The 23136-nt window shown below is 68.9% G+C and carries 21 protein-coding genes; 9 read left to right on the top strand and 12 right to left on the bottom strand.

The features are described from left to right. Nucleotides 1-33 precede the first annotated feature (33 nt). Nucleotides 34-1938, bottom strand: coding sequence for a glycosyltransferase (locus ACFWN2_RS30395; protein ID WP_382433174.1), 1905 nt, complete (start codon nucleotides 1936-1938; stop codon nucleotides 34-36). A 171-nt stretch (nucleotides 1939-2109) separates the two neighbouring features. Continuing rightward, a complete protein-coding gene (glf, locus tag ACFWN2_RS30390; RefSeq protein WP_382433172.1) occupies nucleotides 2110-3294 on the bottom strand; it encodes a UDP-galactopyranose mutase in 1185 nt (394 codons plus the stop codon). A gap of 188 nt (nucleotides 3295-3482) precedes the next feature. Between glf and ACFWN2_RS30385 the strand changes: the two genes are divergently transcribed. Then, nucleotides 3483-5450 (top strand): DUF6541 family protein, encoded by a 1968-nt coding sequence (locus ACFWN2_RS30385; protein WP_382433170.1) that lies wholly within the window; start codon nucleotides 3483-3485, stop codon nucleotides 5448-5450. Here the strand turns inward: ACFWN2_RS30385 and ACFWN2_RS30380 are convergent. Continuing rightward, a complete protein-coding gene (locus ACFWN2_RS30380) occupies nucleotides 5440-6345 on the bottom strand; it encodes an LLM class flavin-dependent oxidoreductase (protein ID WP_382433168.1) in 906 nt (301 codons plus the stop codon). The genes ACFWN2_RS30385 and ACFWN2_RS30380 overlap by 11 nt on opposite strands. A gap of 63 nt (nucleotides 6346-6408) precedes the next feature. On the opposite strand from ACFWN2_RS30380, the gene ACFWN2_RS30375 reads away from it, so the two are divergent. Then, the gene (locus tag ACFWN2_RS30375; RefSeq protein ID WP_382433325.1) at nucleotides 6409-7212 is read left to right on the top strand and encodes an HAD family hydrolase; all 804 of its coding nucleotides are present in this window, start codon (nucleotides 6409-6411) and stop codon (nucleotides 7210-7212) included. 392 nt (nucleotides 7213-7604) lie between these two features. Here the strand turns inward: ACFWN2_RS30375 and ACFWN2_RS30370 are convergent, their stop codons facing one another. Then, entirely contained in the window at nucleotides 7605-8618 is a 1014-nt protein-coding gene (locus tag ACFWN2_RS30370; protein ID WP_382433166.1) for a lysylphosphatidylglycerol synthase domain-containing protein, read from the bottom strand. A 226-nt stretch (nucleotides 8619-8844) separates the two neighbouring features. Here ACFWN2_RS30370 and ACFWN2_RS30365 point away from each other — a divergent pair, with 226 nt between their 5' ends. The 6 genes from ACFWN2_RS30365 to ACFWN2_RS30340 all read left to right on the top strand — a co-directional run bounded on the left by ACFWN2_RS30365 (nucleotide 8845) and on the right by ACFWN2_RS30340 (nucleotide 14639). Further along, complete coding sequence (locus ACFWN2_RS30365; protein WP_382433164.1) at nucleotides 8845-9942, top strand: DegT/DnrJ/EryC1/StrS family aminotransferase; 1098 nt, start codon at nucleotides 8845-8847, stop codon at nucleotides 9940-9942. After that, nucleotides 9939-10919, top strand: a complete 981-nt coding sequence (locus tag ACFWN2_RS30360; protein ID WP_382433162.1) for a Gfo/Idh/MocA family protein — start codon at nucleotides 9939-9941, stop codon at nucleotides 10917-10919. Before ACFWN2_RS30365 ends, ACFWN2_RS30360 begins: the two co-directional genes overlap by 4 nt. 4 nt (nucleotides 10920-10923) lie before the next feature. Continuing rightward, nucleotides 10924-12126, top strand: a complete 1203-nt coding sequence (locus tag ACFWN2_RS30355; protein WP_382433160.1) for a glycosyltransferase family 4 protein — start codon at nucleotides 10924-10926, stop codon at nucleotides 12124-12126. 1 nt (nucleotide 12127) lies between these two features. Then, nucleotides 12128-13309 (top strand): L-2-hydroxyglutarate oxidase, encoded by a 1182-nt coding sequence (lhgO, locus tag ACFWN2_RS30350; RefSeq protein WP_382433158.1) that lies wholly within the window; start codon nucleotides 12128-12130, stop codon nucleotides 13307-13309. A gap of 155 nt (nucleotides 13310-13464) precedes the next feature. Further along, nucleotides 13465-14049: a hypothetical protein gene (locus tag ACFWN2_RS30345; protein WP_382433156.1), complete on the top strand. Its 585-nt coding sequence runs from the start codon at nucleotides 13465-13467 to the stop codon at nucleotides 14047-14049. A gap of 20 nt (nucleotides 14050-14069) precedes the next feature. Further along, nucleotides 14070-14639 (top strand): hypothetical protein, encoded by a 570-nt coding sequence (locus tag ACFWN2_RS30340; RefSeq protein WP_382433154.1) that lies wholly within the window; start codon nucleotides 14070-14072, stop codon nucleotides 14637-14639. A gap of 58 nt (nucleotides 14640-14697) precedes the next feature. Here the strand turns inward: ACFWN2_RS30340 and ACFWN2_RS30335 are convergent, their stop codons facing one another. The 8 genes from ACFWN2_RS30335 to serS form a co-directional block, all read right to left on the bottom strand. Continuing rightward, complete coding sequence (locus tag ACFWN2_RS30335; protein WP_382433152.1) at nucleotides 14698-15924, bottom strand: acyl-CoA reductase; 1227 nt, start codon at nucleotides 15922-15924, stop codon at nucleotides 14698-14700. Continuing rightward, on the bottom strand, nucleotides 15921-16976 hold the full coding sequence (locus tag ACFWN2_RS30330) for an acyl-protein synthetase (protein ID WP_382433150.1): 1056 nt from the start codon (nucleotides 16974-16976) through the stop codon (nucleotides 15921-15923). The genes ACFWN2_RS30335 and ACFWN2_RS30330 overlap by 4 nt, the downstream gene beginning before the upstream one ends. Continuing rightward, the gene (locus ACFWN2_RS30325; protein ID WP_382433148.1) at nucleotides 16973-18346 is read right to left on the bottom strand and encodes an AMP-binding protein; all 1374 of its coding nucleotides are present in this window, start codon (nucleotides 18344-18346) and stop codon (nucleotides 16973-16975) included. Before ACFWN2_RS30325 ends, ACFWN2_RS30330 begins: the two co-directional genes overlap by 4 nt. After that, nucleotides 18343-19077 (bottom strand): SDR family NAD(P)-dependent oxidoreductase, encoded by a 735-nt coding sequence (locus tag ACFWN2_RS30320; protein WP_382433146.1) that lies wholly within the window; start codon nucleotides 19075-19077, stop codon nucleotides 18343-18345. Before ACFWN2_RS30320 ends, ACFWN2_RS30325 begins: the two co-directional genes overlap by 4 nt. Further along, nucleotides 19070-19309, bottom strand: a complete 240-nt coding sequence (locus ACFWN2_RS30315; protein WP_089907749.1) for an acyl carrier protein — start codon at nucleotides 19307-19309, stop codon at nucleotides 19070-19072. Before ACFWN2_RS30315 ends, ACFWN2_RS30320 begins: the two co-directional genes overlap by 8 nt. Before the next feature lie 33 nt (nucleotides 19310-19342). Beyond that, nucleotides 19343-20041, bottom strand: coding sequence for a UDP-N-acetylglucosamine acyltransferase (locus tag ACFWN2_RS30310; RefSeq protein WP_382433144.1), 699 nt, complete (start codon nucleotides 20039-20041; stop codon nucleotides 19343-19345). Nucleotides 20042-20149: 108 nt separating this feature from the next. Then, a complete protein-coding gene (locus tag ACFWN2_RS30305) occupies nucleotides 20150-21520 on the bottom strand; it encodes a hypothetical protein (protein ID WP_382433142.1) in 1371 nt (456 codons plus the stop codon). A 95-nt stretch (nucleotides 21521-21615) separates the two neighbouring features. Then, entirely contained in the window at nucleotides 21616-22863 is a 1248-nt protein-coding gene (serS, locus tag ACFWN2_RS30300) for a serine--tRNA ligase (RefSeq protein WP_382433140.1), read from the bottom strand. 95 nt (nucleotides 22864-22958) lie between these two features. Between serS and ACFWN2_RS30295 the strand changes: the two genes are divergently transcribed. Then, entirely contained in the window at nucleotides 22959-23123 is a 165-nt protein-coding gene (locus ACFWN2_RS30295; protein WP_382433135.1) for a hypothetical protein, read from the top strand. Nucleotides 23124-23136: the final 13 nt, after the last annotated feature.

Genomic DNA, 23136 nt, shown 5'->3' with positions numbered 1-23136 from the left:
GGAATCCCGGGGGCCTTTCGCACGAGCCGAAGTTCAGCTGTTGTTCTCGAACACCTTGCGCCACGACTCGACCGAGGTCAGCTCGGGCAGCGCGTCGCGGTACACCTTCTGCATCCGCGGCCACTCCGCGGACAGGCGGCGGTAGTTGCGGACCGCGCGCTTCATCAGCTGGCGGAACTCCTTCGGGTCGCGCTTGCGGAACGCGACACCGCTGCCGTCGGCGTTGGAGACCGTGGCGCTGTCCAGGTTGCCCAGGAGGAACCAGCGGGCGTTGGTCGCCGGCACGTTGATCTGCGGGCGCTCGGCCGTGGCGGCCTGGGGCTCGCGCAGGTTGTGCATGAGCGCCTTGGCTGCCTCGGACGCGATGGTGACCGGGTTCGTGGGCGGCGTCAGCATCTGCTCGGCGCGGACCATGTCGAACGTCGGCGCCGGGAACTCACGGGCGGACGGCAGGACCTGGGCGTCCGAGTAGTCCTTGCGGAGCTCGCGGATCGCCGGGAGGGCCGTGCGCAGCGAGTCGAACAGCTTCGACGGGCCGGCCAGGAAGTCCTCGATCGCCTTCTGCTGCACGGCGACGGTCGAGTACTCCATCGACAGCAGGTGCCGCAGCGACAGCTTCAGGCCCTGCTTGAGCAGCGTGGACCGGACGTCGTACGGGCTGTGCAGCGCCGCGAGGACGAGGCGGTTGCGGGTGTGGAAGTACGCCTGCCAGTCGGTGGCGTCGTTCTTGTCCGTCCACGGCATGTGCCACACGGCGGAGCCGGGCAGCGAGACCGTCGGGTAGCCGCGCTCCAGGGCGCGCAGCGAGTACTCCGCGTCGTCCCACTTGATGAACAGCGGTAGCGGGTAGCCGGTGCGCTGCACGACCTCGCGCGGGAACAGGCACATCCACCAGCCGTTGTAGGTGGAGTCGATGCGGGCGTGCAGTTCCTCGGTCTCGCGCAGGGTCTCGGCGCCGAAGTCGTGGTCCGTGAGCGCGCCCGGCGCCGCGCGCCAGTAGCAGGTGCCCAGGTCGACGACCTCGCCCATGCTGTGCAGCCGGGCGCGGGCCTGGAGGTTCAGCATGTGCGAACCGACGATGACCGGCTGGGCCGCGGCACGCGCGAACGCGTTCGAGCGCAGGACGGCGTCCGGCTCCAGGCGGATGTCGTCGTCCATCAGCATGATCTGGTCGGCGTCGGTGTGCTCGATCGCCTCGTACAGACCGCGGGTGAAGCCGCCGGAGCCACCGAGGTTGTCCTGCTCGATGATCTCCAGCTTGTCGCCGAGCGCCTTGACGGCCTCGGCGTAGCCCTCGGTGTCGCGGACCTTGACCGAACCCTGGTCGGCGACGAAGACCTTCTTCAGCACGGCCAGCACGGCCGGGTCCTCGCCGAGGGTGCGCAGCGCGATGACCGCGTCGACCGGGCGCATCGTCGTCATGCCGATGGCGACGGTCTGGGTCGGGAGCACCTGCTCGGTGGTCCAGGCCGCCTCTTCGATCTCGATCGTGGTGTCGTCGGTGAAGACGTCGAACCAGATCCAGCCGCCGTCCTCGAACGGCTTGAGCGACACCTTGATGGCGATGTCGGAGTAGGCCTTGGGGGTGCGCACGACGTGGCCGTCGAGGTGCACGATGTCGCCGTTGGCCTTGGAGCGGTAGACGTCGATGCGACCGGCACCGCGCACGCGCAGGCGCAGGACGACGTCCTCGATGATCGTCCAGCGCTTCCAGTAGCTCGCGGGGAAGGCGTTGAAGTACGACGCGAACGACACCTTCGCCGAGGTCGGAACCGTCACCGCGCGGCGGCCCGAGACGTGGCTGTGCACGTTGGCCGGCTCGTCGAGGTAGAGCGGTCGCACGTCCAGCGGGTCCTCGTCGCGCGGCATGATCACCCGCTGCAGGACCTGAGTCGGGTTGATCTTCGTAGCGCTTGCGGTTTTGGCCTGCTCGGTCACGTGCTTCCTCCGGCGAACCGAATTCGGGCGGTTCGGGTCAGCTTCATGGATGGCTTCCGCCACAGAAACGTCGTGGCGCGGCGCGTCAGGCGCCCATGGTACTCACTGTCCAATGACGATCGCCCGGCCGCACAGGTTGTACGGCCGGGCGATAATGCGACTAAACCGACATCAGTCGAGGTCGCCGTTGATCGGCGTGCCCTCGTTCAGGTGCGGCGCGATCTTGTTGTCGAACGCGCTGAGCGCGGACCCGATCGCCATGTGCATGTCGAGGTACTTGTAGGTGCCCAGACGGCCGCCGAACAGCACGTTCTTGTCGGCCGCTTCCTTCTTGGCCAGCACGCGGTACCGCTCGAGCTTCTCGCGGTCCTCTGCCGTGTTGATCGGGTAGTACGGCTCGTCGTCCTTCTCCGCGGCGCGGGAGAACTCGCGGACGATGACCGTCTTGTCCTTCGGGTAGTCCCGCTCCGGGTGGAAGTGGCGGAACTCGTGGATGCGGGTGTACGGGACGTCCGCGTCGTTGTAGTTCATGACCGGCGTGCCCTGGAAGTCGCCCGTCTGCACGACCTCCTGCTCGAAGTCGAGCGTGCGCCAGCCGAGCCAGCCCTCGGAGTAGTCGAAGTAGCGGTCGACCGGACCGGTGTAGACGACCGGCGTGCCCGCCGGGATCTCGTCCTTCACGTCGAAGTAGTCCGTGTCGAGGCGGACCTCGATGTTCTCGTGCTCCGCCATCTTCTCGAGCCACGCGGTGTAGCCGGCGACCGGCAGGCCCTCGTAGGTGTCGTTGAAGTAGCGGTTGTCGAAGTTGTAGCGGACCGGGAGGCGGCTGATGACCGCGGCCGGCAGCTCCTTCGGGTCGGTCTGCCACTGCTTCGCGGTGTAGTCGCGGATGAACGCCTCGTAGAGGGGACGGCCGACCAGCGAGATCGCCTTCTCCTCGAGGTTCGTCACGTCCGCGCTGTCGATCTCCGACGCCTGCTCGGCGACCCACGCGCGGGCCTCGTCCGGAGACAGGTACTTGCCGACGAACTGGGTGATGAGACCCAGGCCCATCGGGAACTGGTACGCCGTGCCCTTGTGCATCGCGAACACGCGGTGCTGGTAGCCGGTGAACTCGGTGAACTGGTTGCAGTACTCCCAGACCCTCTTGTTCGAGGTGTGGAAGAGGTGCGCGCCGTAGCGGTGCACCTCGATTCCTGTCTCGGGCTCAGCCTCCGAGTACGCGTTGCCACCGATGTGGGAACGACGTTCCAGAACGAGCACCCGCTTGTTCAACTGGGAGGCGGTGCGCTCGGCAACGGTCAGCCCGTAGAAACCGGAACCGACGACGATGAGGTCAAAACCAGCGAAGCTCACGAACGTGGAGGGTACCGGTGCTCCCACGCGTGGCCCCAACACCCCCTCCACGAACCGCACTGCCCTTGATCAGCTAAAACGCGTGCGAGAGGCCCTCGGCGGCCGACAACGCCGTTCGGGATAGCCTTGCTCGTGTTATCGCGGGGGCCTCCCGCACATCCACTTGCTGAGCAACCATGGGTGGTTCTGTGCCGACCGAAGCGAGCACGCTGCTGACCGTGGCGACGATCGGGACGTATCTCCTCGTCCTGTGGCTGCCGGGCGGGCTCGCCGCCGCGGCGGCGGGTGTGCGCGGATGGGCGCTCGCCGCGAGCGCCCCCGTGTTCACGTACCTGATCGCCGGGCTCGCGGGCCCGTGGCTGTGGAAGATCGGGATCCCGTTCAACATCTGGACGTTCCTGGTCACCACGCTGCTCGTGACCGTGCTGTTCGGGCTCGCGCGCTGGTTCGTCGTGCGCCGCAGCGGTCCGGTCGAGCGCGTGCCGTCGCCCTGGACGCGCAGCGCGCACGTCGCGGTCGCCGTGACGCTGCTGGCCGCCGCCGTCGTCGGGTTCGCCGTGCTGATGACGGCGATGCGCTGGGACCTCAACTCGATCCCGCAGGACTGGGACGCCGCCTACCACGCGAACGGCATCCGCTACATCGCCGAGACCGGCGAGGGCAGCCTGTACGCGACGGGCAAGGTCAACTGGTACGAGCTGCCGGACGGCGTCTTCTACCCGAACGCCTACCACCTGGTCGGCGCGCTGGTGTTCAAGCTGACCGGTGCCGCCGTGCCGGCCGTGCTGAACGCGAACACGATCCTGCTCCCCGGCCTGCTCGCGCTGGCCCTGGTCGCGATGATCCGGCACTTCAACGGCCGCGCCGTCACCGCCGCGTTCACCGCGCTCGTCACCGTGGCCTGCACCAGCGCCACCTACGACAACCTGTGGCGCGGCCCGCTGCTGACGTTCACGCTCGGCATCGCGGTCATGCCGGTGCTCGCCATCGCGATGGACGCGTACCTCAAACGCGCGGCGCTCGACACCGGCATCTTCTTCGGCGGTGTCGCGGTCGGCCTGCTCGCCATCCACTCCAGCACGTTGTTCGGCGGCATCCTGTTCGTGCTGCCGATGTTCATCCAGCGCTGGTGGGGCAACCTCCGGATCATCTGGCGCGACCTGGTCAAGCTGGTCATCCCCGCGGTCGTGGCCGTGGTCGTGACGGCGCCGCACCTGCTGGGCGCGCTCGCGGTCGGCGGCAAGATCGCGATCGTGGACTGGCCGTCGACGTTCCCCGTCAGCCAGTCCGTCGGCTCGCTGCTGACGTTCCAGCACGTCATCGCGCTGCCGCAGTACTGGCTCGCGCTCGCGCTGTGGGTCGGCCTGATCTTCGCCTCACGCCTGGGCGACCTGCGCTGGCTGCTCGGCTCCGCCGCGTTCTTCGGCGGCGTGTTCGTGCTGACGGCGTCGTACTCGCAGTTCTGGGTCGCCAAGCTGACCAGCCCGTGGTGGAACGACCAGTGGCGCCTCATCGCGCTGGCGTGCGTCCCGCTGGCCGTCGTCGCGGGCCACGGCCTCGCGCAGGTGTACGACTTCGCGAAGGCCGGCGCGGCCCGCGTGAAGCTCGCCGCCGGGCCCGCCAAGTACGTCGCCGGCGGTCTGGTCGTCGCGGCGTTCGCGCTGCTCAGCCAGGGTCTGTACTACAACCTCAACGCGAGCCAGGTGAAGCTCGGCTACGGCAACCAGCCGGGCGCCGACCGGCACAACATGGTGGTCAGCCCGACCGAGGTGCTCGCGTTCCAGGAGCTCGCGAAGCTGGTCAAGCCGGGCGAGCGGGTGCTCAACGACCGCCGCGACGGCACGGTCTGGATGTACGCGCTCGCGGGCGTGCAGCCGGTCGTCGGCCACTACGACGGCTCCGCCGAGTCGCCCGCGGTGGGCACGCTGCAGTCGGAGTTCAACGACTACGCGACCGACGCCGAGGTGCGTGACGCGGTGAAGCACCTCAACGTCACCTACATCATCGTGGACGTCGGTTACGTGCACGGCGGCAAGGAACGCGTCGCAGGTCTGCGCGACCTGGAGGGCAAGCCGTTCGTGCAGAAGGTGTTCCAGAACCAGGACTCGACGATCTACAAGCTGGTGCCGGAGCCGGGCGCTCCCGTCAGCCCCTGACCTCGGAGTCGGTGAGGCCGGGGAACACGTCCCCGGCCACCCGCTCCAGCACGGTCTCGTGGCCGAAGTAGACGCCCTCGCTGCGCGGCCAGTGCACGATCAGGTCGGTGAACCCGAGCTCGCGGGCCCGGCCGGCGGCGTCCTGGAACGCCTCCACGCTCGACAGCGAGTACACCGGCGCCGAGTCGAGGTTGAGGTACCTGTCGATGGTGCCGCTCGCCCGGTTGATCGACGCGAGCTCCTCGTTGAACCGCCGCGTCACCTTCGCGACGCCACGCCACCAGTCCTCGTAACCGGGGTTCTCCAGCTGCCGCGAACCGGTGGTGATCCAGCCGGTGCCGTAGCGGGCGGCGACGTTCATCGCCTTCGGCCCGTCGGCGGCGACGACGAACGGCACGCGCGGCCGCTGGACGCAGCCGGGATGCCCGCGAGCCTCGTCCGCGGTGAAGAACTCGCCCTTCCAGGTCGTCTTGTCCCTGGTCAGCAGCAGGTCGAGCAACTCGACGAACTCGCCGAACCTCTGCGTGCGCTGCGCGGCCGTGAGCTCCTGCCCACCGATGGCGTCCGAGTCGTAGCTGCCCGTGCCACCGGAGCCGACGCCGACGTTCAGGCGGCCGTCCGACACGTCGTCAAGAGTCAAGATCTCGCGCGCGAACGACACCGGGTGCCGGAAGACGGGGGACGCGACGAGCGTGCCGAGCCGGATCTTCGACGTGACCATCGCGGCGGCGGTGAGCGTGGGAACGGCGGAGAACCACGGCCCGTCGACGAGTGTCCGCCAGCCGAGGTGGTCGTACGTCCACGCGTGGGAGAAGCCCAGCTCCTCGGCCGCGCGCCACTTCGGTTCCGCCACCCACCAGCGGTACTCGGGGAGGATCACCACACCAACTCGCACCGGTCGACACTAGCGAACCAGCTCCGTAGTTCGGCGAATCCACCATCGGCGAGGATGGACGTCGTGGAGAAACCGGCACTGGTGGCATCGGACGTCGACGGAACGATTCTCGGCACGCACGAGCAGGTGAGCGACCACACGGTGGACGTGGTCGGCAGGGTGCTAGCGGACGGCACCCCGTTCGCACTGGTCACCGGCCGCCCGCCGAGGTGGGTCCCGCGCATCGCGAACGCACTGGGCGCCACCGGCTACGCGGTCTGCGCGAACGGAGCGGTGCTCTACCACGTGGGCGAGGACAGGGTGGTCTGGCAGCGGAGCATCAGCCCGGTGCGCCTGTCCGACCTGGTCCACGCCCTGGACACGGCGATCCCCGGCTGCGCGGTGGCCGCCGAACGGGTCGGCGAACGGGCGGCGGACGTGGAGACGTTCCTCGCGGAGGAGGGCTACAAGCACGCCTGGCCGGACCAGCACGACACCGCCTCACGGGCGGAGGTTCTCGGCCACCCGGCGATCAAACTGCTGGTCAGACACACCGGCATGACCAGCGCGGAGATGTCGACGGCCGCGACGGCCGTGCTGGGCGACGAGTTCGCCATCACGTTCTCGACCAACGCGGGCCTGATCGAGGTGTCCGAGAGGGACGTGACCAAGGCCACTGGCCTGGCCGACGTCTGCGAGCGGCTGGGGATCGCCGCTCAGGACGTGATCGCGTTCGGGGACATGCCCAACGACATCCCCATGCTGGCGTGGGTCGGGCACGGGGTCGCGATGGCCAACGCGCACCCGGAGCTGCTGAAGGTGGCCGACGAGGTGACGGCGTCGAACGACCAGGACGGCGTGGCGCAGGTGCTGGAGCGCTGGTTCTAGGGGCGCGGAGGGGGCGCAGAAGGCAACCGCACTCGCCCTCGCAAAGCGACCACGCACGCAGACCCGGCGCGCGGTGCCAACCGGACAGCCGAAGGCGTGAGCCAACCACCTACGAGGCCTGGCGTGGCGATGCGCAGCGAGCCGTCTGAACTGGGATGCGACGGGTAGCGGTTCGGGCCCTTATACGGCGATCGGGGCTTGACCTTGAGGGGCGGGGTGCTACCCCTTCGGGCACGGCCGGGCGCTTTTCAGCCCGGCCTTTTCCGGCCGTCCAAGCACCCCGCCAGAGGCTCAAGGTCAAGCCCCGATCGCAACCCCCGCAAAGTTCGTCACGACCCGCCGGACCACCCTCGCAAGGCGACCCGACCCCAGGAACGCGACCAGACGAAGTCTCAGTCCTCAGCGGGAACCGGCACCGGCACGCCCCGGCGCTTCTGCAGGTAGGCCACCAAAGCAGCCGAACCGGCAGCCGCCAGGTCGGCGATCGTGAACATCAACCGCGACACCAGCGCCAACGCGATGGCCTGCCCGGACGGCAGCACGGTCGCGATCGTCGCGGTGATCACGAGCTCACGAGCGCCAAGCCCCGACGGCAGGAAGAACGCCAACAACCCGGCGGTCATGGACAACGCCATCGCACCGGTGGAGAGGATCAGCGTGTCCCAGCGCGGCGAGCCGAGCGAGTTGACCAGCAGCCACAGGTGCACGCCGTAGCAGAGGTAGATGGCGACGGCCGTGCCCAGCGCCTTGAGGATCTCGATGCCGGTGAACCGGCGCTCGATGGGCGCCTTGCGCAGGACCTTCAGCACCAGGTTGACCGACCAGGTCAGCAGGCGCGGGTGCAGGAACGGCAGGCCGACGAGCAGCAGCAGGAACAGCCACAGCAGCTGGTTCGCCTCGGGACGGCCGTTGAGCATGACGGGCAGTGCGGCGAGGCCGGCGATCAGCGAGGCGAGCACGCCCATGCCGGTGGCGACGAGGCCCGCGGTGAAGCTGCGCGCGCGGTTGACGCCTGCCTCGCGGGCGAGCTCCATCGACAACAGGACGGCCCAGACGGCGCCGGGAACGTACTTGCCGAGTTGGCCGACGAGGTAGAACTTCGACGCGTCGACGAACCGGACGGGAGCGCCCAGGTCGGACAGCACGATCTTCCAGACCAGCGGGCCCAGGAAGATGCCGACGAACACCGCGACCAGCGACAACACGACCGACTGCCACGGCAGCGCGACCAGCGTCGGGTAGACCTCGTCCCACTGGGAGTACACCGACCAGACGGCGGCGGCGAGCACCGCGACGATCAGCAGGCGCTTCGCCCAGGCGATGACCAGTGCCTTGCGTGTGGTGGCCGGAGCCGGAGGTTCGACCTTCTCAGCGTCGGTGGCAGCCACGTCGGGCTCGACGGTCATCGGTTCTCCGCTTCCTGCTTCGCTTCCCAGCGACGGGCCGGGCACGGCGGGCTGGGCGTCCATGAGGGTCGTACTCCTGCGCTGCGGATCCACAACGGACCCTGAAAAGGATCACTCCATCAGGCAGGTAGCCTGTGGTCCGCGCCTGGTCTGCACCTGGCAGTAACACCGCGGGGCAACTGTACCGGACGCATCCAACCGTCTCCGGAAGTGGAAAGTCTGCTGCATGATTCCGATTACCGTCGTCGACGTCCAGGACGCCGAGCCGCTCGTGCTGGAAGTGCTCCGCTCCGGTGTCATCGCACAGGGACCGATGGTCAAGCGGTTCGAGGACGCTTTCGCCTCCGTTGCCGGTGTGCCGCACGCGGTCGCCGTCAACAACGGCACGACCGCGCTGGTCGCGTCCATCCAGGCGCTCGACCTGCAGCCGGGTGATGAGGTCATCACCACGCCGTTCACCTTCGTGGCCACGCTGAACGCGATCCTGGAGGCGGGAGCCACCGCCCGGTTCGCGGACATCGACTCGGTCGACTTCAACATCGACCCGGAGAAGGTCAGCGCCGCGGTCACCGACCGCACGAAGGTCCTCATGCCGGTCCACCTGTACGGCCAGATGGCCGACATGGGTCGTCTGGTGCCGCTGGCGCAGCAGCACGGCCTGGCGATCGTCGAGGACTCGGCGCAGGCGGTCGGCGCGACGTTCGAGGGCAAGCCCGCCGGCTCGTTCGGCATCGGCTGCTTCTCGTTGTACGCCACCAAGAACATCACCACCGCCGAGGGCGGCGTCATCACGACGTCGGACGACGCGCTGGCGGACAAGCTGCGCGTCATGCGCAACCAGGGCATGCGCGCCCGCTACCAGTACGAAATGGCGGGCCACAACTACCGCCTCACGGACCTGCACGCGGCGCTGGGCATCCCGCAGCTCGAGAAGCTGCAGCAGCTCACGGACGCGCGCCGGCGCAACGCCGAGGCGCTGTCCAAGGGCCTCGACGGCGTGACGGGCCTGACCGTTCCCGCCGTGCTGCCGGGCCGCGAGCACGTGTGGCACCAGTACACGATCCTGGTCGGCGACGACGCCCCGGTGACCCGCGACGAGCTCGCGGCGAAGCTCACCGAGAAGGGCATCGGCAACGGCATCTACTACCCGAAGCTCGTGTTCGACTACGACTGCTACCGGGACAACCCCCAGGTCATCGCCTCCGACGTGCCGGTCGCGAAGAAGGTCGCCGAGCAGGCGCTCTCGCTGCCGGTTCACCCGAAGCTGACCGACGCCGAGCTCGAGACCATCGTCTCTTCCGTCCGGGAGGTGTTCGGCGCGTGACCGCCCGTCCCAAGGTCGCCCTCGTCGGCGCCGGAACCATGGGCTCGCTGCACGCCCGCGTGCTGTCGCAGTCCGACCGCGTCGACTTCAAGTTCGTCGTGGAGCACAACGCCGAGACCGGTCAGGCCATCGCCGACCGCTTCGGCATCGAGTACACCAACTCGCTGGACGGGCTGAAGGACGTCGACGCGGTCGTCATCGCGGCCGCCACCGAGGCGCACTACGCCATCGCCAAGCAGGCGCTGGAGCTCGGCAAGCCGCTGCTCATCGAGAAGCCGCTGGCCGCCACGTACGCGCAGTCCGAGGAGCTCGTCGCCGAGTCGGAGAAGCGCGGTCTGCCGCTCGTCTGCGGCTTCCTCGAGCGCTTCAACCCGGCGATCCTCACCGCGAAGCAGTTCGTGGGCGAGGTCGTGCAGATCAACGCGATGCGGCACTCGCCGTTCGTGCCGCGGATCAAGACCGGTGTCGCGGGCGACCTGCTCATCCACGACGTCGACCTCGCGATCCGCTTCGTCGGCAACGCGCCGGCCGCGGTCAAGGGCTCCTTCGGCTTCTTCCACAAGCAGTCGCAGGACAACGGCTCCGAGGACTCGGCCGACGCCACCATGTCGTTCGAGAGCGGCGCGCTCGCCACGATCTCGGCGTCGCGGATCAGCCAGCGCAAGGTGCGGCAGATCTCGGTCCTGGAGATCGACCGCCTGATCGAGATCGACCTGCTCCGCCGGGACATCACGATCTACAAGCACGTGGCGGACTCGCCCGCGGCGGACGGCGTCGGCTACCAGTCGCAGACCGTCATCGAGCTGCCGACGATCCTGCAGAGCGCCGAGCCGCTGGCCGCGCAGCTGAACCACTTCCTGAACCTGCTCGAGCTGGGCGCGGGTTCGGACGAGGTGCTCGCTGAGCGCAACGCGATCCTCCCGGCGCACAAGGTCGTCCACGAGGCGACCCTCTCGGCCACCAACGGGAAGGCCTGACGCGATGCGGATCGCGATCATCAACAACTTCTTCCCGCCCCGCATGGGCGGCAGCGCCTACGTGTCGGACACGCTGGCGCGCTACTACGCGGCGCAGGGTCACGAGGTCCTCGTGATCACCGCCGCGTACGGCGGTGCGCTGCCGGTGGAGGAGCGCGACGGCATCAAGATCGTGCGCCTGCCGTCGTGGACGCTGCCGGAGACCCGCATCTCGTTCAACTTCGACATCACGTTCGCGTTGAAGTGGGGCAACCGCAAGAAGGTCTTCAAGCTGCTGGACGGCTTCAAGCCGGACGTCGTCCACCAGCACGGCCAGTTCTTCGACCTGACCTGGCAGAGCGGTCTGTGGGCGCGCAAGCGGAAGGTGCCGTCGGTCCTGACGCTGCACACCCGCCTGCAGAGCCCGATGAAGCCGATCCACGCGGTCTTCCGGATGCTCGACGCGTTCGTCGTCAAGCCGATCACGTCGTACAACAAGCCGACGAAGCTCGTCGCGATCGACACGATCTTCTACGAGTACATCAAGAAGCGCTACAAGACGCCGGACGAGCGCATCGAGAAGCTGGCCGTCGGCGTTGAGCTCGACCGGTTCCACGACCTCGACCACGCCAGCGAGCGCGCGAAGATGCGCGAGCGGTTCCCGGAGATCGGCGACGGCCCGGTCATCTCGTCGCTCGGCCACGTGATCCCGGTCCGCGACCGGATCAACCTGGTCAAGGCGCTGCCCGAGGTGCTCCGCAAGCACCCGGACACGAAGGTCCTGGTCATCGGCGGTCTGTACAACTCGGACTTCCTGGAAGTGGCCAAGGAACTCGGCGTCGAGCACGCGCTGATCTGCACCGGCACGCTGCCGAAGGCGGAGATCCCCGGCCTGCTCGCGGGTTCCGACATGGAGGTCCACGACCTCCAGGGCTTCGGCATCGGCATCGCGTCGCTCGAAGCGATGGCGGCGGGCGTCCCGACGGTCATGGCCGAGCGGGCCGACTACTTCCCGAACGCCGTGATCACCAACGGCACGGAGTCGCTGCTCACCAAGCCGGGCGACCACTCGGCGCTGGCGGAGTCGATCGTGCGGCTGATCGAGGACGAGGGCGTCGCCAAGAAGATCGGTGAGGCCGGTCGTCAGTGGGTCTTCGACAACTTCGACATGCCGAAGATCTGCGAGGCCAACCTCGACATCCTCAAGAACGTGTCGGGCAAGGCCTGACGTGAGTCACGTCGTCGTGATCGGCGGAGGGATCCTCGGACTCTCCGCCGCTCACGCACTTCTCCTGCGCGGTCACGACGTGACCGTGCTGGAGAAGGAGAACCACTGGGCGGCGCACCAGACCGGGCACAACAGCAACGTCGTGCACGCCGGTCTGTACTACAAGCCCGGTTCGCTGAAGGCCCGTATGTCGGTGGCGGGCAACGCTTCCATGGTGGCCTTCGCCCAGGAGCACGACGTCCCCGTGGACGTCTGCGGCAAGCTCGTCGTCGCCACCTCGCCCGACGAACTCCCCCGCCTGAACACCCTGGCCGAACGCGCGGAGGCGAACGGCGTTCCCGCCAGGCTGATCTCCTCCTCCGAGGCTCGCGAGTACGAGCCCGAGGTGTCCGCCGTCTCCGCCCTGCGCGTCGAGTCCACGGCGATCATCGACTTCCCGGCCGTCTGCCGGGTGCTCGTCGGCCTGCTGTCCGGCGCGGACCTCCGGCTGAGCTCCCCCGCGCTCGCCATCCGCGCCGAGGGCAACGGTGTCGCGGTGGCGACGCCGCAGGGCATCGTCCGCGCCGACGCGCTGGTGAACTGCGCGGGCCTGCACAGCGACCGCGTCGCACGGCTCGCCGGCCTGAAGCCGAAGGCGACCATCGTCCCGTTCCGCGGCGAGTACTACGAGCTGCGTCCCGAACGGCGTGACCTGGTGCGCGGCCTGATCTACCCGGTGCCGGACCCGGCGCTGCCGTTCCTCGGCGTGCACCTCACGCGCATGCTCGACGGTTCCGTGCACGCGGGCCCGAACGCCGTGCTGGCGCTGCGCCGCGAGGGCTACCGCTGGGGCCAGGTGAGCCCGCGCGACATCGCCGACGTGCTGCGGTTCCCGGGCACGTGGAGGCTGGCGCGGAAGTTCGGCAGGACCGGCCTCGACGAGGTGCTGAGGTCGTTCTCCCGCAGGCGCTTCGCGGCGAGCCTGGCCCGACTGGTGCCGGCCGTCGGTGAGGACGACCTCGTGCGTGCCGAGGCCGGCGTCCGCGCCCAGGCGATGCTGCCGGACGGCTCGCTGGTCGACGACTTCCTGATCGAGACCGCACCGCGCCAGGTGCACGTGCTCAACGCGCCCTCCCCCGCCGCCACCAGCGCGTTGGAGATCGGCCGCCACATCGCCGACGAGACCGTCTCCGCGCTCGTCTGAGCTGGTCACACCCCTTCTGGAAGTCCTGCAGGTCCGGTCACAGCGGACTTGCAGGCCGTTTGCAGACGCCTCCGTCAGAGTTCGTGTTGTTCAGTCGTGCCCGCCCCGCTGGGGGTGGGGCGGGCACGGCAACACGATTCCTCGGGGGGACCAGGATGAACCGCTCGCTCGCCTTAGTCACCATCGCCGCCGCACTCGGCCTGGCCGCGTGCACGTCCACTCCGGACACCGCGGCACCCACGCCGTCCGGCACCACCACTGCGCCACCTCCGGTCGAGGTGGTGACGGAGGTCGTGACCGCGACGGTGACCAACCCGCCGCAGGCCGCCGTGAAGGTGGACAACCGCCTCGGCTACGGCGCCCTCAAGCTGGGGATGACGCTGGAGGAGGCGAGAGCGACCGGCCTCACCGCACTCACCTGGGATAACGGCGGCAACGACCCCGACTGCGTGGCCGACGACCACGTCGCGATCTCCAAGAAGCACGGCGTCGTCCGGATCACGCTGCCCGCCGGGGCCAGGACGTCGAAGGGGATCGGCGTCGGCTCGACCTACGCCGAGGTGAAGGCCGCCTACCAGGACGCCTCCGAGTACGACGACGGCTGGTCGGCCGTGGTGGCCGGCAACGCCGTGTACTCGTTCGTCGGCAGCCCCGACCTCGTGTACTTCGGGGACACCGACGAGGTCTTCCGCATCAAGCTCGGCGCGACCGGCGCCGACTGCTCACTCGCTCTGCTCTGAAAGCTCTGGGGGACAACGAAATGAACCGCTCGCTCGTCATCGTCACCGCTGCCGCCGCGCTCGGCCTGGCCGCGTGCACGTCCACGCCGCCCACCGCCGCGCCCACGTCGTCCAGCACAACGCCCGCGTCGACGGTCACCTCGGTGGTGACGCAGACGATGACCTCCCAGCCCGCACCACCGGCCAAGCCGGTCATCGGCTCCTTCGGCTACGGCGACCTGAAGCTCGGCATGACGCTCCAGCAGGCACTGGACGCCAAGCTGATCGCTCCCGACCTGGCGACGAACCCGGACGCCGACTGCTCGAACCACGAGATCATCGGCACCGGTCAGCGCACCTGGGTGTCCAAGAAGGTGGGCGTCGCGAGCATCAGCTTCACCCCGGTCATGACGTCCGACGGTGTCGGCATCGGCGCCACCGAGGAGAAGCTCAAGGCCGAGTACACCAACCTCGAACCGACCGGCCCGAACTACAGCTGGGTCGCCGAGGCGGACGACAACCCTGCCGCCAAGTTCATCTTCGGGGTGAGCCAGGAGAAGAAGGTCGTCGCGGCGATCCTCTCGCTCAAGGCCCAGGACTGCCACAACTAGTCCGGACACGGCGAAAGCCGCACCAGGCTCCAGTGCGGCTTTCGTCTGCTGTGGACCGTCAGCTCTGGACGGTCACCAGGCGGGTGAACTCCGCGGGCAGGTCGAAACCGTCCCAGTGGTCGGAGAACGTCAGCGCGTTGCCGAACGGCACGATGCGGTCGATGCCGCGCCCTGCCAGCTCGTGCGCCAGTGCCTCCAGCTCCTCCTGCGAGAAGCCGAACACCGACAGCGTCTGGTCCTTGCGCTGCACCATGGGCACGAGCGCGGACAGGGTCGGCAGCGTGGCGAACGGGAAGGTGCCCGCGCCCAGCCACTCGCGCGGCACGTCGGCGGCCTCGGTCAGCTCCAGCGTCGCCACGGCGTTGCCGTCGAACGAGATGGACTTCGCGTGGCCGTCCGCGGCGACACCGTAGGCGGAGACGCGCTTCTGCACGGCCATGGCCGGCTCGACGACGTGGTGCTTGGCTTCGAGCACGGCGCTCAGCTCGGCGCGGAACTCGGTGCGCGCCTGCTGGCCCGCGACCTCGTCACCGACCCAGAACAGCGCGCGCGGTGACGAGCAGGCGGCCTGGTCGAACCAGTACGAGTCGTTGTAGAAACCGACAGCCACTTCGCGCTTCTGCTCCGGCGTCGCGGAGACCCAGCCGTCGACCGAGATCAGCGCGAACGAGGCGCGGTCGGGGAACGTGACGTCGCGCGAGTGCGGGGCGAGCGGCAGCTTGCGCACCTCGTTGACGGCGCGGTCACCGCCCCAGATGACGCGCAGGTCGCACGCGGCGGACAGCGCCGCCGTCACCTTGTCGTCGCGGTCGTAGGTAACCATGACCTGGGTCTGCGCGACGGCAGGGTGCGCGTCCTTCAGGGCGTCGTTCAACGCCTCGACGACGGCCTCGGCAGCACCGGCCGAGCGTGGCGAGATGCGCACGACGTTGCTGTTGCCTGCCAGCGCCGAGAGCGCCCACGAGTACACGAAGATCGTGTCGACGTTGGCGGGCGGGATGTGGAAGACGAGTCCGCGGCCGAAGCGCAGCACACCGGCCGGCGTCTCCAGCTGCTTCAGCACCTTGTTGATCTCACCGCGGCGCAGGAAGAAGCCCAGCGAGGCCAGTTCCGGGTAGCGGCGGGCCATCTGCGGGGCGAGCAGCTTGCGCGCGAACTTCACCAGGAAGTCGACGATCCGCTCGTCGCCGACCTTCAGCCGGCCGCCGGTGGGCTCGCCGGAGATGCTCGCGAGGAGCTCGTCGACCGAGGAGACGTCGGAACCTGCGGGGAAACGGCGCTTCATGAGGCAACAGCTCCAGAGAAGGTGTCCGAACAGCCGCGGGCCTCGGCGCGCGGGAGCCTGCCGAGCACGGAGAACCGCTTGCCCGGCCAGTCGCCGTCGTCGATGCCGTGCACCACACCGAGGTCCTCGGTCAGCAGCACGTGGCCCGGGTAGCTGCGCGGCAGCGTCGAGACGACCTCGATGACACCGGGCTCGCCGACGGGCTGCTCCTCCCAGGTGTCCGGGTTGCGGATGATGACGTCCGCGAAGTCCGGGCAGTACAACGAGTTGCCCGACCTGCCCTCCAGGAAGACTGTGCCGATCTGCTCGATCATCCCGTAGTAGTTGTAGATCTGGGTCAGGCCCGTGTCCTCGGCGAAGCGCTTGCGGAACTCGGCGTTGTCGACCGCGATGTCGATGAGCTTCTTCCAGCCACCGGAGTGGATGAGGATGCCGTTCGACAGGTCGAGCTTGTGCTCGCGCGCGACCTCGTAGAGGTACTGCCACACCATGAAGGTGAAGCCGAAGATCAGGAACGGCTCATTGCCGTGCTTGGCCAGGAACTCCTTGACCGCCTCGACGTCCGGCTGGTCGTTCTCGTCCAGCGCGTAGACGTGGCCTCGGCCGAACGTCGCCATGCCGAGCACGCCGGCGCCGCGGGCGGAGAACGAGCGGCGGTTCTTGATGATGCTGATGGTGTCGACCATGAGCATCGGCAGCCGCTTGCCGCCGAGCACTTCCTGCAGCGTCGCGCCGAGCTGCTTGGTCTGCACCCCGGCGGCTTCCTTGTCGAGGTAGATCCGCGAGGCGCCACCGCCGGTCGTGCCGGACGAGGTGAGGACCTTGAAGACCTCGGAGTCCGGAATGGACTTCAGCTCGTGCGTCTTGAACATGCGCACCGGCAGCCACGGCAGGTCGTTCAGCGACCCGAACGCCTCACCCGACCTGATGCCGAGCGACGACAGGATCCGGTCGTACTGCTCGGAGTTCGCGCGGTGGTGCTCGGTCAGCTCGGTCAGCTCCGCCAGCAGCGCGGTCTCGCGCTCGGCCTGACTGCGCCCGAAGACGCTCATACCTGTGCCTCCAAGGACCGGTAGTCGATCTTGCCGCTGGGCAGCTGCGGGAAACCCTCCGCCGGACGCACGTCGAAGCCCGTGACGTGCAGGTGCAGCGTCTCGGACAGCAACTTCGCGGCCTGCTTGCAGGTGTCCTTCTCGGCCCTGTCGAGGAAGACGACGACCTTGTCGCCCGCGGGCACGGCGGCGGCCGCGCCGAAGCCCTTCACGATCTGCTCCAGGTCGTCCAGGTTGACCCGGTTGCCGAACACCTTGCCGATCCGCTTGAGCCGGCCGGTGATGTAGAGGAACCCGTCCTCGTCGAGGTAGCCGAGGTCACCGGTGACGAGCACGCCGCCGGTCTCGTCGCCGAGAGCGAGCTCGGCTTCGGACTCGGCGTAGCCCATCATCACGTTGGGACCGCGGTACACCACCTCACCGGCAACACCGGACTCGGCGATTTCGTTCCCGGCCTCGTCGCGGATCGCGAACGAGCCACCGGGCAGCGCGGGACCGGCGGAGCCGACCTTCTCGGCGAGCCGGTCGGACGGCACGGTGGCCATCCGCGGCGCGGCCTCGGTCTGGCCGTACATCACGAACATCTGCCCGCCGGCGGCGCGCATCTTGTCGTTGAACTCGCTGATCAGGTCGCTGCGGAGCTTGCCGCCCGCCTGCGTCAGCGTGCGCAGCGTCGGGTACTTCGCCGGGTCGAACCGCAGCCGGCGCAGCATCTCGTAGTGGTACGGCACGCCCGCGAGCGACGTCACGCCGTACTGCGTGACCGCGTCCCAGAACGGCCGCGCCACGACGCCGGAGCCCTCCAGCAGCACCGTCGCGCCCTGGCGCAGGTGGCTGTTGAGCACGGACATGCCGTAGCTGTAGTGCAGCGGCAGGGTGGTCGGCGCGACCTCGTCCCCGGTGATCCCGAGGACCTCGGCGATCGCGTCGGCGTTCGCGAGGATCGCCGAACGGGACAGCCGCACGAACTTCGGGTTGCCGGTGGAACCGCTGGTCGGGAGCATCACGGCCAGGTCGGGGTGCGGTGCGACGCCGTCCGCGTCCTCGCGCACCCAGTCCTGCGTGTAGCCCGGCGCGGGTTCGTCGTCGATGCCCAGCACGGCCGCGGGGCGGAAGCGGGCCACGAGCCCGTCCAGCACCTCGCGGTCCTGCGCCGGGTCGAGCAGCGCGACGGCGCGGCCCGCCTCGAACGCACCCAGGTACCGCAGCACGCTCGTCAGGTCCAGGCCGACCCGGAGGAACAGCACCCCGGACGGCAGATCGGCGAGTTCCTTCGCCGCCTCGGACACCCGGCCGGCGAGCTCGGCACCGCCGAGCAGCTCACCGGTCGCGGCGTCGCGCAGGCGGGCCTGAGCGTGCAGCAGCGTCACAGCACCAAACCTCCGTCGATCCCGAGGACCTGACCGGTGACGAACGAGGCGTCGTCACTGCTCAGGAACCGGATCACCTTGGCGACCTCGTCCGCGGTGCCGAGCCGGCCGAGGGCCGTGTCGCCCTTGATCCGCTCCAGCACCTCGTCGGACTGCTCCGAGATCAGGTCCGTCTGGATCACGCCGGGCGCGACCGCGTTGACCCTGATCCCGTGCCGCCCGAGCTCCTTCGCCGCGGACTTCGCGGCCGCGACCAGCGCGGCCTTGGACGCCGCGTAGACCATCTGACCGGCGTTGCCGCGCTCGCCGACGATCGACCCGATCAGCACGATCGAGCCGGTGCGCTTGCGCATCATGGCCCGAGCCGCCGCCTGCACGGAGTTGATCGTGCCGGCGACGTTCGTGGTCAGCGTCTTGTTGACGTGGTCGTCGGTGAGCATGCCGATGAGGCCGCCCTCCAGCACGCCCGCGCTGGCCACGAGCACGTCGATGCGCCCGTGCTCCTTCGCGACCGCCTTGAAGACGTCCTTGATCGCGGCCGAGTCGGCGACGTCGAGCGCCACGCCGTGGACGCGTTCGCCCAGCTCGGCGGCGCGCTTCTCGGCGGTCTCGCGGTCACGCCCGGTGATGACCACCGTCGCGCCCGCCTCCGCCAGCGCCGCGGCCGTGGCGAACCCGATGCCGCGCGTGCCGCCGGTGACGACCGCTACCTTGCCGGTGAAGTCACTCACCAGCGCCGAAGCCCTTCAGCATGTCGACGGCGACCTTGAAGCTGCTCATGTCGATGACCTGCTCGGTCTCGAACTGGACGTCGAACTCGTCCTCGATGGCGGCGACGAGCGCCATGTGGCCGACCGAGTCCCACTCGTCGATGTCGCGGTACTTCAGGTTCTCGACGTCCACGGAGTCGTCGAGCTGGAGGGCGTCCACGAAGACACCACGAAGACGGTCGTTGAGGGCCATCGTTTTTCTCGTTCTCTCTTCGAGGTCTGGGGCTCAGTGCTCGTTCGAACGCTCGGTCCACGCCTTGAGCAGCGCGGCGAGCTCCTCCGGCAGGCCGGCGGGAACCTCCGCCTCCTTGCCGGTGAGGAAACCGGTGAGAGCGGCGATCGCGGCCTCGTCGCACCCGCGACGGGACAGGCCGATGACGTTGACGCCGGTGGTGCGGGCCGGGTTGCCCAGCGTGATGGTGAACGCACCGACCTCCTTGCGGATGGCCGAGCCGAGGCCGATCATCGCGCCGGGGCCGATCTGCGTGCCCTGGTGCACGACGGTGCCCAGGCCGATGTTGGAGCCGCTCCACACGTGGCAGTGGCCGGCGATCTGCACGGCGCTGGTGATCACGACGCTGTTGTCGACGATGCAGTCGTGCGCGATGTGGGCGCGGCCCATCACGTAGTTGTCGTTGCCGACGCGCGTCGGCTCCTTGGCACCCTGGTTGATCGTGACGAACTCGCGGATGCGGTTGCGGTCGCCGATCACCACGCCGGGGCCGTCGTTCTCGCCGTCCCAGCCGGCCAGGTGCGGCGCGCTGAGGAACTCGGCGGGCCCGCCGATGCTGACGTGCGGGCCGATGAAGTTGCCGTCGCCGATCCGGGCCGGCCCGGCGATGACCGTGTACGGGCCGATCACGTTGTCGTCGCCGATCTCGACGTCCTTGCCGATGATCGCGGTCTCGTGAATGCGGTTCGCCACTGGTCCCCGTCCTGCCCGTGAGTTGGTGTAACCCACGTCACCAGGGCACTTCCACCCGACGGGGCCGGTTGGCCACTCTACTTGACGGGCAGAACGGGGCCTGACCGGCTACGAGGACAGGAGGCCCAGACTCGTGTCCATCACGATCCGTTCAGTGGTTCCGGCGGCCGGCGTGACCGTGTCCGAGAACTTCAGCGGCCCCGGCCACGCGTAGGAGATGCAGTAGCTGCCCTGGCCCGCGATGGTCGTGTCGCCGTTGTTCCACCCCGCCTCGTACCCGGAGTGGAGGTTGCCGCCCGAACGCAGGGTGTCGTTGTCCGCGACGTAGCCCTCGCACTCGTTGGCGTACCCCATGACCCAGAGGTTGCCGGGGAACGCGGCGCGGAGCCTGACGTCGTAGGCGGACACCGGCTCGTGCGCCAGGGCGAGGATGCTCAGGCCGCCGAACCGCCAGCGCTGGATCGGCATGGGCATCGACGTGGGCAGCTGGCCCGCGTCGATCAGCTGGATCATCAGGCCCGCGTGCCGCCAGTTCGGGTCGGACGGGCCCAGCACCTTGCGGCGGAGCTTGTACTTCGCGCGGACCGCCGCCAGCACGGCCGGATCGGCGGTGTTGGTGTGGAACGGCAGGTTGACCTCGGTCAACGCCGTCGCGACCGGTCCCGTGACGCCGTCGAACACGTCGTCGCCGAGGAGGTCCACGACCGCCTGGCCGAGGACGGTGCCCAGCTGCTCGGTGGTCGCCGGGGCGTGCGGGTCGTTCGCCTCCTGGTCGCCGCACGCGCCCTGGACGAACAGCGCGGGCACGCCCAGCGCGTTCTCGACCAGCTCGGACGCGACGGCCGGGAACTCGCCGTCGAACACGTCGTCGTTGCCGCGCGAGACCGGGTGGCAGGCGGCACCGAAGACCACGGCGAACAGGTCACCGCCGGTCGTGTCGAGGCGCAGCACCGGCACCGTGTCGAGCACGGCGAAGTCGTCCGCGACCCGGTTGTGGCCGATCTTGGCCTCGGTCTCGGCGTAGGCCAGCGTGACCGGGGTCCGCTCCAGCTCCAGCGTGTCGCGGACCAGCTGCACCAGTGCGTCGGTGATCAGCCACGTCGTGCCGTTGACCGCGTCGACGTCGGCCTGGCTCAGGCCCATCATCACGTTCGGGCTCGGTCGGGTGTCCCCGTACAACGGGCCCGAGTGCGTGTGGCTCGCCAGCAGCATCAGGTCCTCGGCGGCGACCAGGCCCTCGCTGACCAGGGTGCCCCTGATCGCCTGGTTGACGTCCCTCGGGATGCTGACGAGGTCCGCGCGCAGCAGGACCTTCGGCACACCGCCGTCCCAGAGCACGAGGCACTGGCCGCGCAACCGGCGTGCGATCGCGCCGTGGTTGCCGCGCGGGCTCCAGCCGTACCCGCCCATCCAGAGACTCGGGTAGGGCGGGTGGACCGGTGTGATGTCGACTTCGCCGACAGCTGCTTCAAAAGACATGACAACTCCCCCTGCTTGCGGACACCACACCCCCATGTGGTGTTCTGCAAGAAGGACGCCGTCAGGCCGTGCGAAATACAGGTTTTGGAAAAGTTTTACCTGAGAACTTCCAGGCCGCCCATGAACGGCCGCAGCGCCTCGGGCACGACGACCGATCCGTCCGCCTGCTGGTGGTTCTCGAGGATCGCCACGATCCACCGGGTGGTGGCCAGCGTGCCGTTCAGCGTGGCCGCGATCTGCGACTTGCCGTTCTCGTCGCGGTAGCGGACGTTGAGGCGGCGCGCCTGGAACGTGGTGCAGTTCGACGTCGAGGTCAGCTCGCGGTACTTCTGCTGCGTCGGCACCCAGGCCTCGCAGTCGAACTTGCGGTGCGCCGACGTGCCGAGGTCGCCCGTCGCCGTGTCGATGACGCGGTACGGCACGTCGATCTTGGCGAGCATCTCCTCCTCCCAGCCGAGCAGCCGGGCGTGCTCCGCCTCGGCGTCCTCGGGCTTGACGTAGGAGAACATCTCGACCTTGTTGAACTGGTGCACGCGGATGATGCCGCGGGTGTCCTTGCCGTACGACCCGGCCTCGCGGCGGTAGCACGACGACCAGCCCGCGTACCGGCGCTCACCGTCGAGGATCTCGTCGGCGTGGTAGCCGGCGAGCGGCACCTCCGACGTGCCCACGAGGTACAGGTCGTCGGCGGGCAGGTGGTAGATCTCGCTGGAGTGAGCGCCCAGGAACCCGGTGCCCGCCATGATCTCCGGCCGCACCAGCGTGGGCGTGATCATGAGCTCGAACCCGTTGGCCGTGGCCTGCGCCGCCGCCATGTTGAGCAGCGCGAGCTCCAGCTGCGCGCCGACGCCCTTGAGGAAGTAGAACCTGCTGCCGCCGACCTTCGCGCCGCGTTCCATGTCGATCGCGCCGAGCTTGGTGCCCAGGTCGAGGTGGTCCTGCGGCTCGAAGTCGAACTCGCGCGGGGTGCCGACGGTCTTGACGACCACGAAGTCGTCCTCGCCGCCGACCGGCGCGTCCGGGTGGACCAGGTTCGGGATCTTCGTGAGGAGCTCGTTGACCTCGTCGGCCGTGGCGTGCTGCTCGGCCTCGGCGGCCTTGACCTCCGCGGCCAGGTCCTTCGCCTTGACCAGCAACGCGGTGCGCTCGTCACCCTTGGCCCTGCCGACCTCCTTGCCGAGCACCTTCTGCTCGGCGCGCAGGGTGTCGGCGCGGGAGATGGCGGAACGCCGGCGCTCGTCCGCGGACAGCAGGCTGTCGACGACGGCCTCGTCTTCGCCACGGGCACGCTGCGACGCGCGCACGATCTCCGGGTTCTCGCGCAACACCTTGAGGTCAATCACCCTGCGAAGAGTAGTCGCCACCGCATCCGCACTTCATCCGGATATCAGTTCAACGGGCCGCGGGCGAGCGGCGTTGAAAGTGCAGGAGGTGCGCGATGACCGACAAGATCCCGCCCGGCTTCGACCACGAGAGGTTCCAGCGGGAGGCCGCGCGGAGGCCGAACGCGGTGGTGGCCTTCGTCGGCAGCCTGCTGGCCGCTCTGTCAGGGCTTCCTCAGGAGACGGCCAGGCGGCACGAGCGCGGGCGGTCCGGTGGCTGACGACGCGCGCGAA

This window comes from Lentzea sp. NPDC058436 (genome assembly GCF_042721515.1).
GTDB lineage: Bacteria > Actinomycetota > Actinomycetes > Mycobacteriales > Pseudonocardiaceae > Lentzea.
Note: the sequence above shows the minus strand (reverse complement) of the source record. Positions and strands in the feature narration are given on the sequence as shown.

Excerpts from the sequence above, each read along its gene's own strand:
- ACFWN2_RS30295 (WP_382433135.1), top strand. The coding sequence starts at position 22,959 with ATGACCGACAAGATCCCGCCCGGCTTCGACCACGAGAGGTTCCAGCGG.
- ACFWN2_RS30370 (WP_382433166.1), bottom strand. The coding sequence starts at position 8,618 with ATGACCGTCGAGCCCGACGTGGCTGCCACCGACGCTGAGAAGGTCGAA.
- ACFWN2_RS30315 (WP_089907749.1), bottom strand. The coding sequence starts at position 19,309 with ATGGCCCTCAACGACCGTCTTCGTGGTGTCTTCGTGGACGCCCTCCAG.
- ACFWN2_RS30335 (WP_382433152.1), bottom strand. The coding sequence starts at position 15,924 with ATGAAGCGCCGTTTCCCCGCAGGTTCCGACGTCTCCTCGGTCGACGAG.
- ACFWN2_RS30340 (WP_382433154.1), top strand. The coding sequence starts at position 14,070 with ATGAACCGCTCGCTCGTCATCGTCACCGCTGCCGCCGCGCTCGGCCTG.
- ACFWN2_RS30305 (WP_382433142.1), bottom strand. The coding sequence starts at position 21,520 with ATGTCTTTTGAAGCAGCTGTCGGCGAAGTCGACATCACACCGGTCCAC.
- ACFWN2_RS30330 (WP_382433150.1), bottom strand. The coding sequence starts at position 16,976 with ATGAGCGTCTTCGGGCGCAGTCAGGCCGAGCGCGAGACCGCGCTGCTG.
- ACFWN2_RS30345 (WP_382433156.1), top strand. The coding sequence starts at position 13,465 with ATGAACCGCTCGCTCGCCTTAGTCACCATCGCCGCCGCACTCGGCCTG.
- ACFWN2_RS30365 (WP_382433164.1), top strand. The coding sequence starts at position 8,845 with ATGATTCCGATTACCGTCGTCGACGTCCAGGACGCCGAGCCGCTCGTG.
- ACFWN2_RS30355 (WP_382433160.1), top strand. The coding sequence starts at position 10,924 with ATGCGGATCGCGATCATCAACAACTTCTTCCCGCCCCGCATGGGCGGC.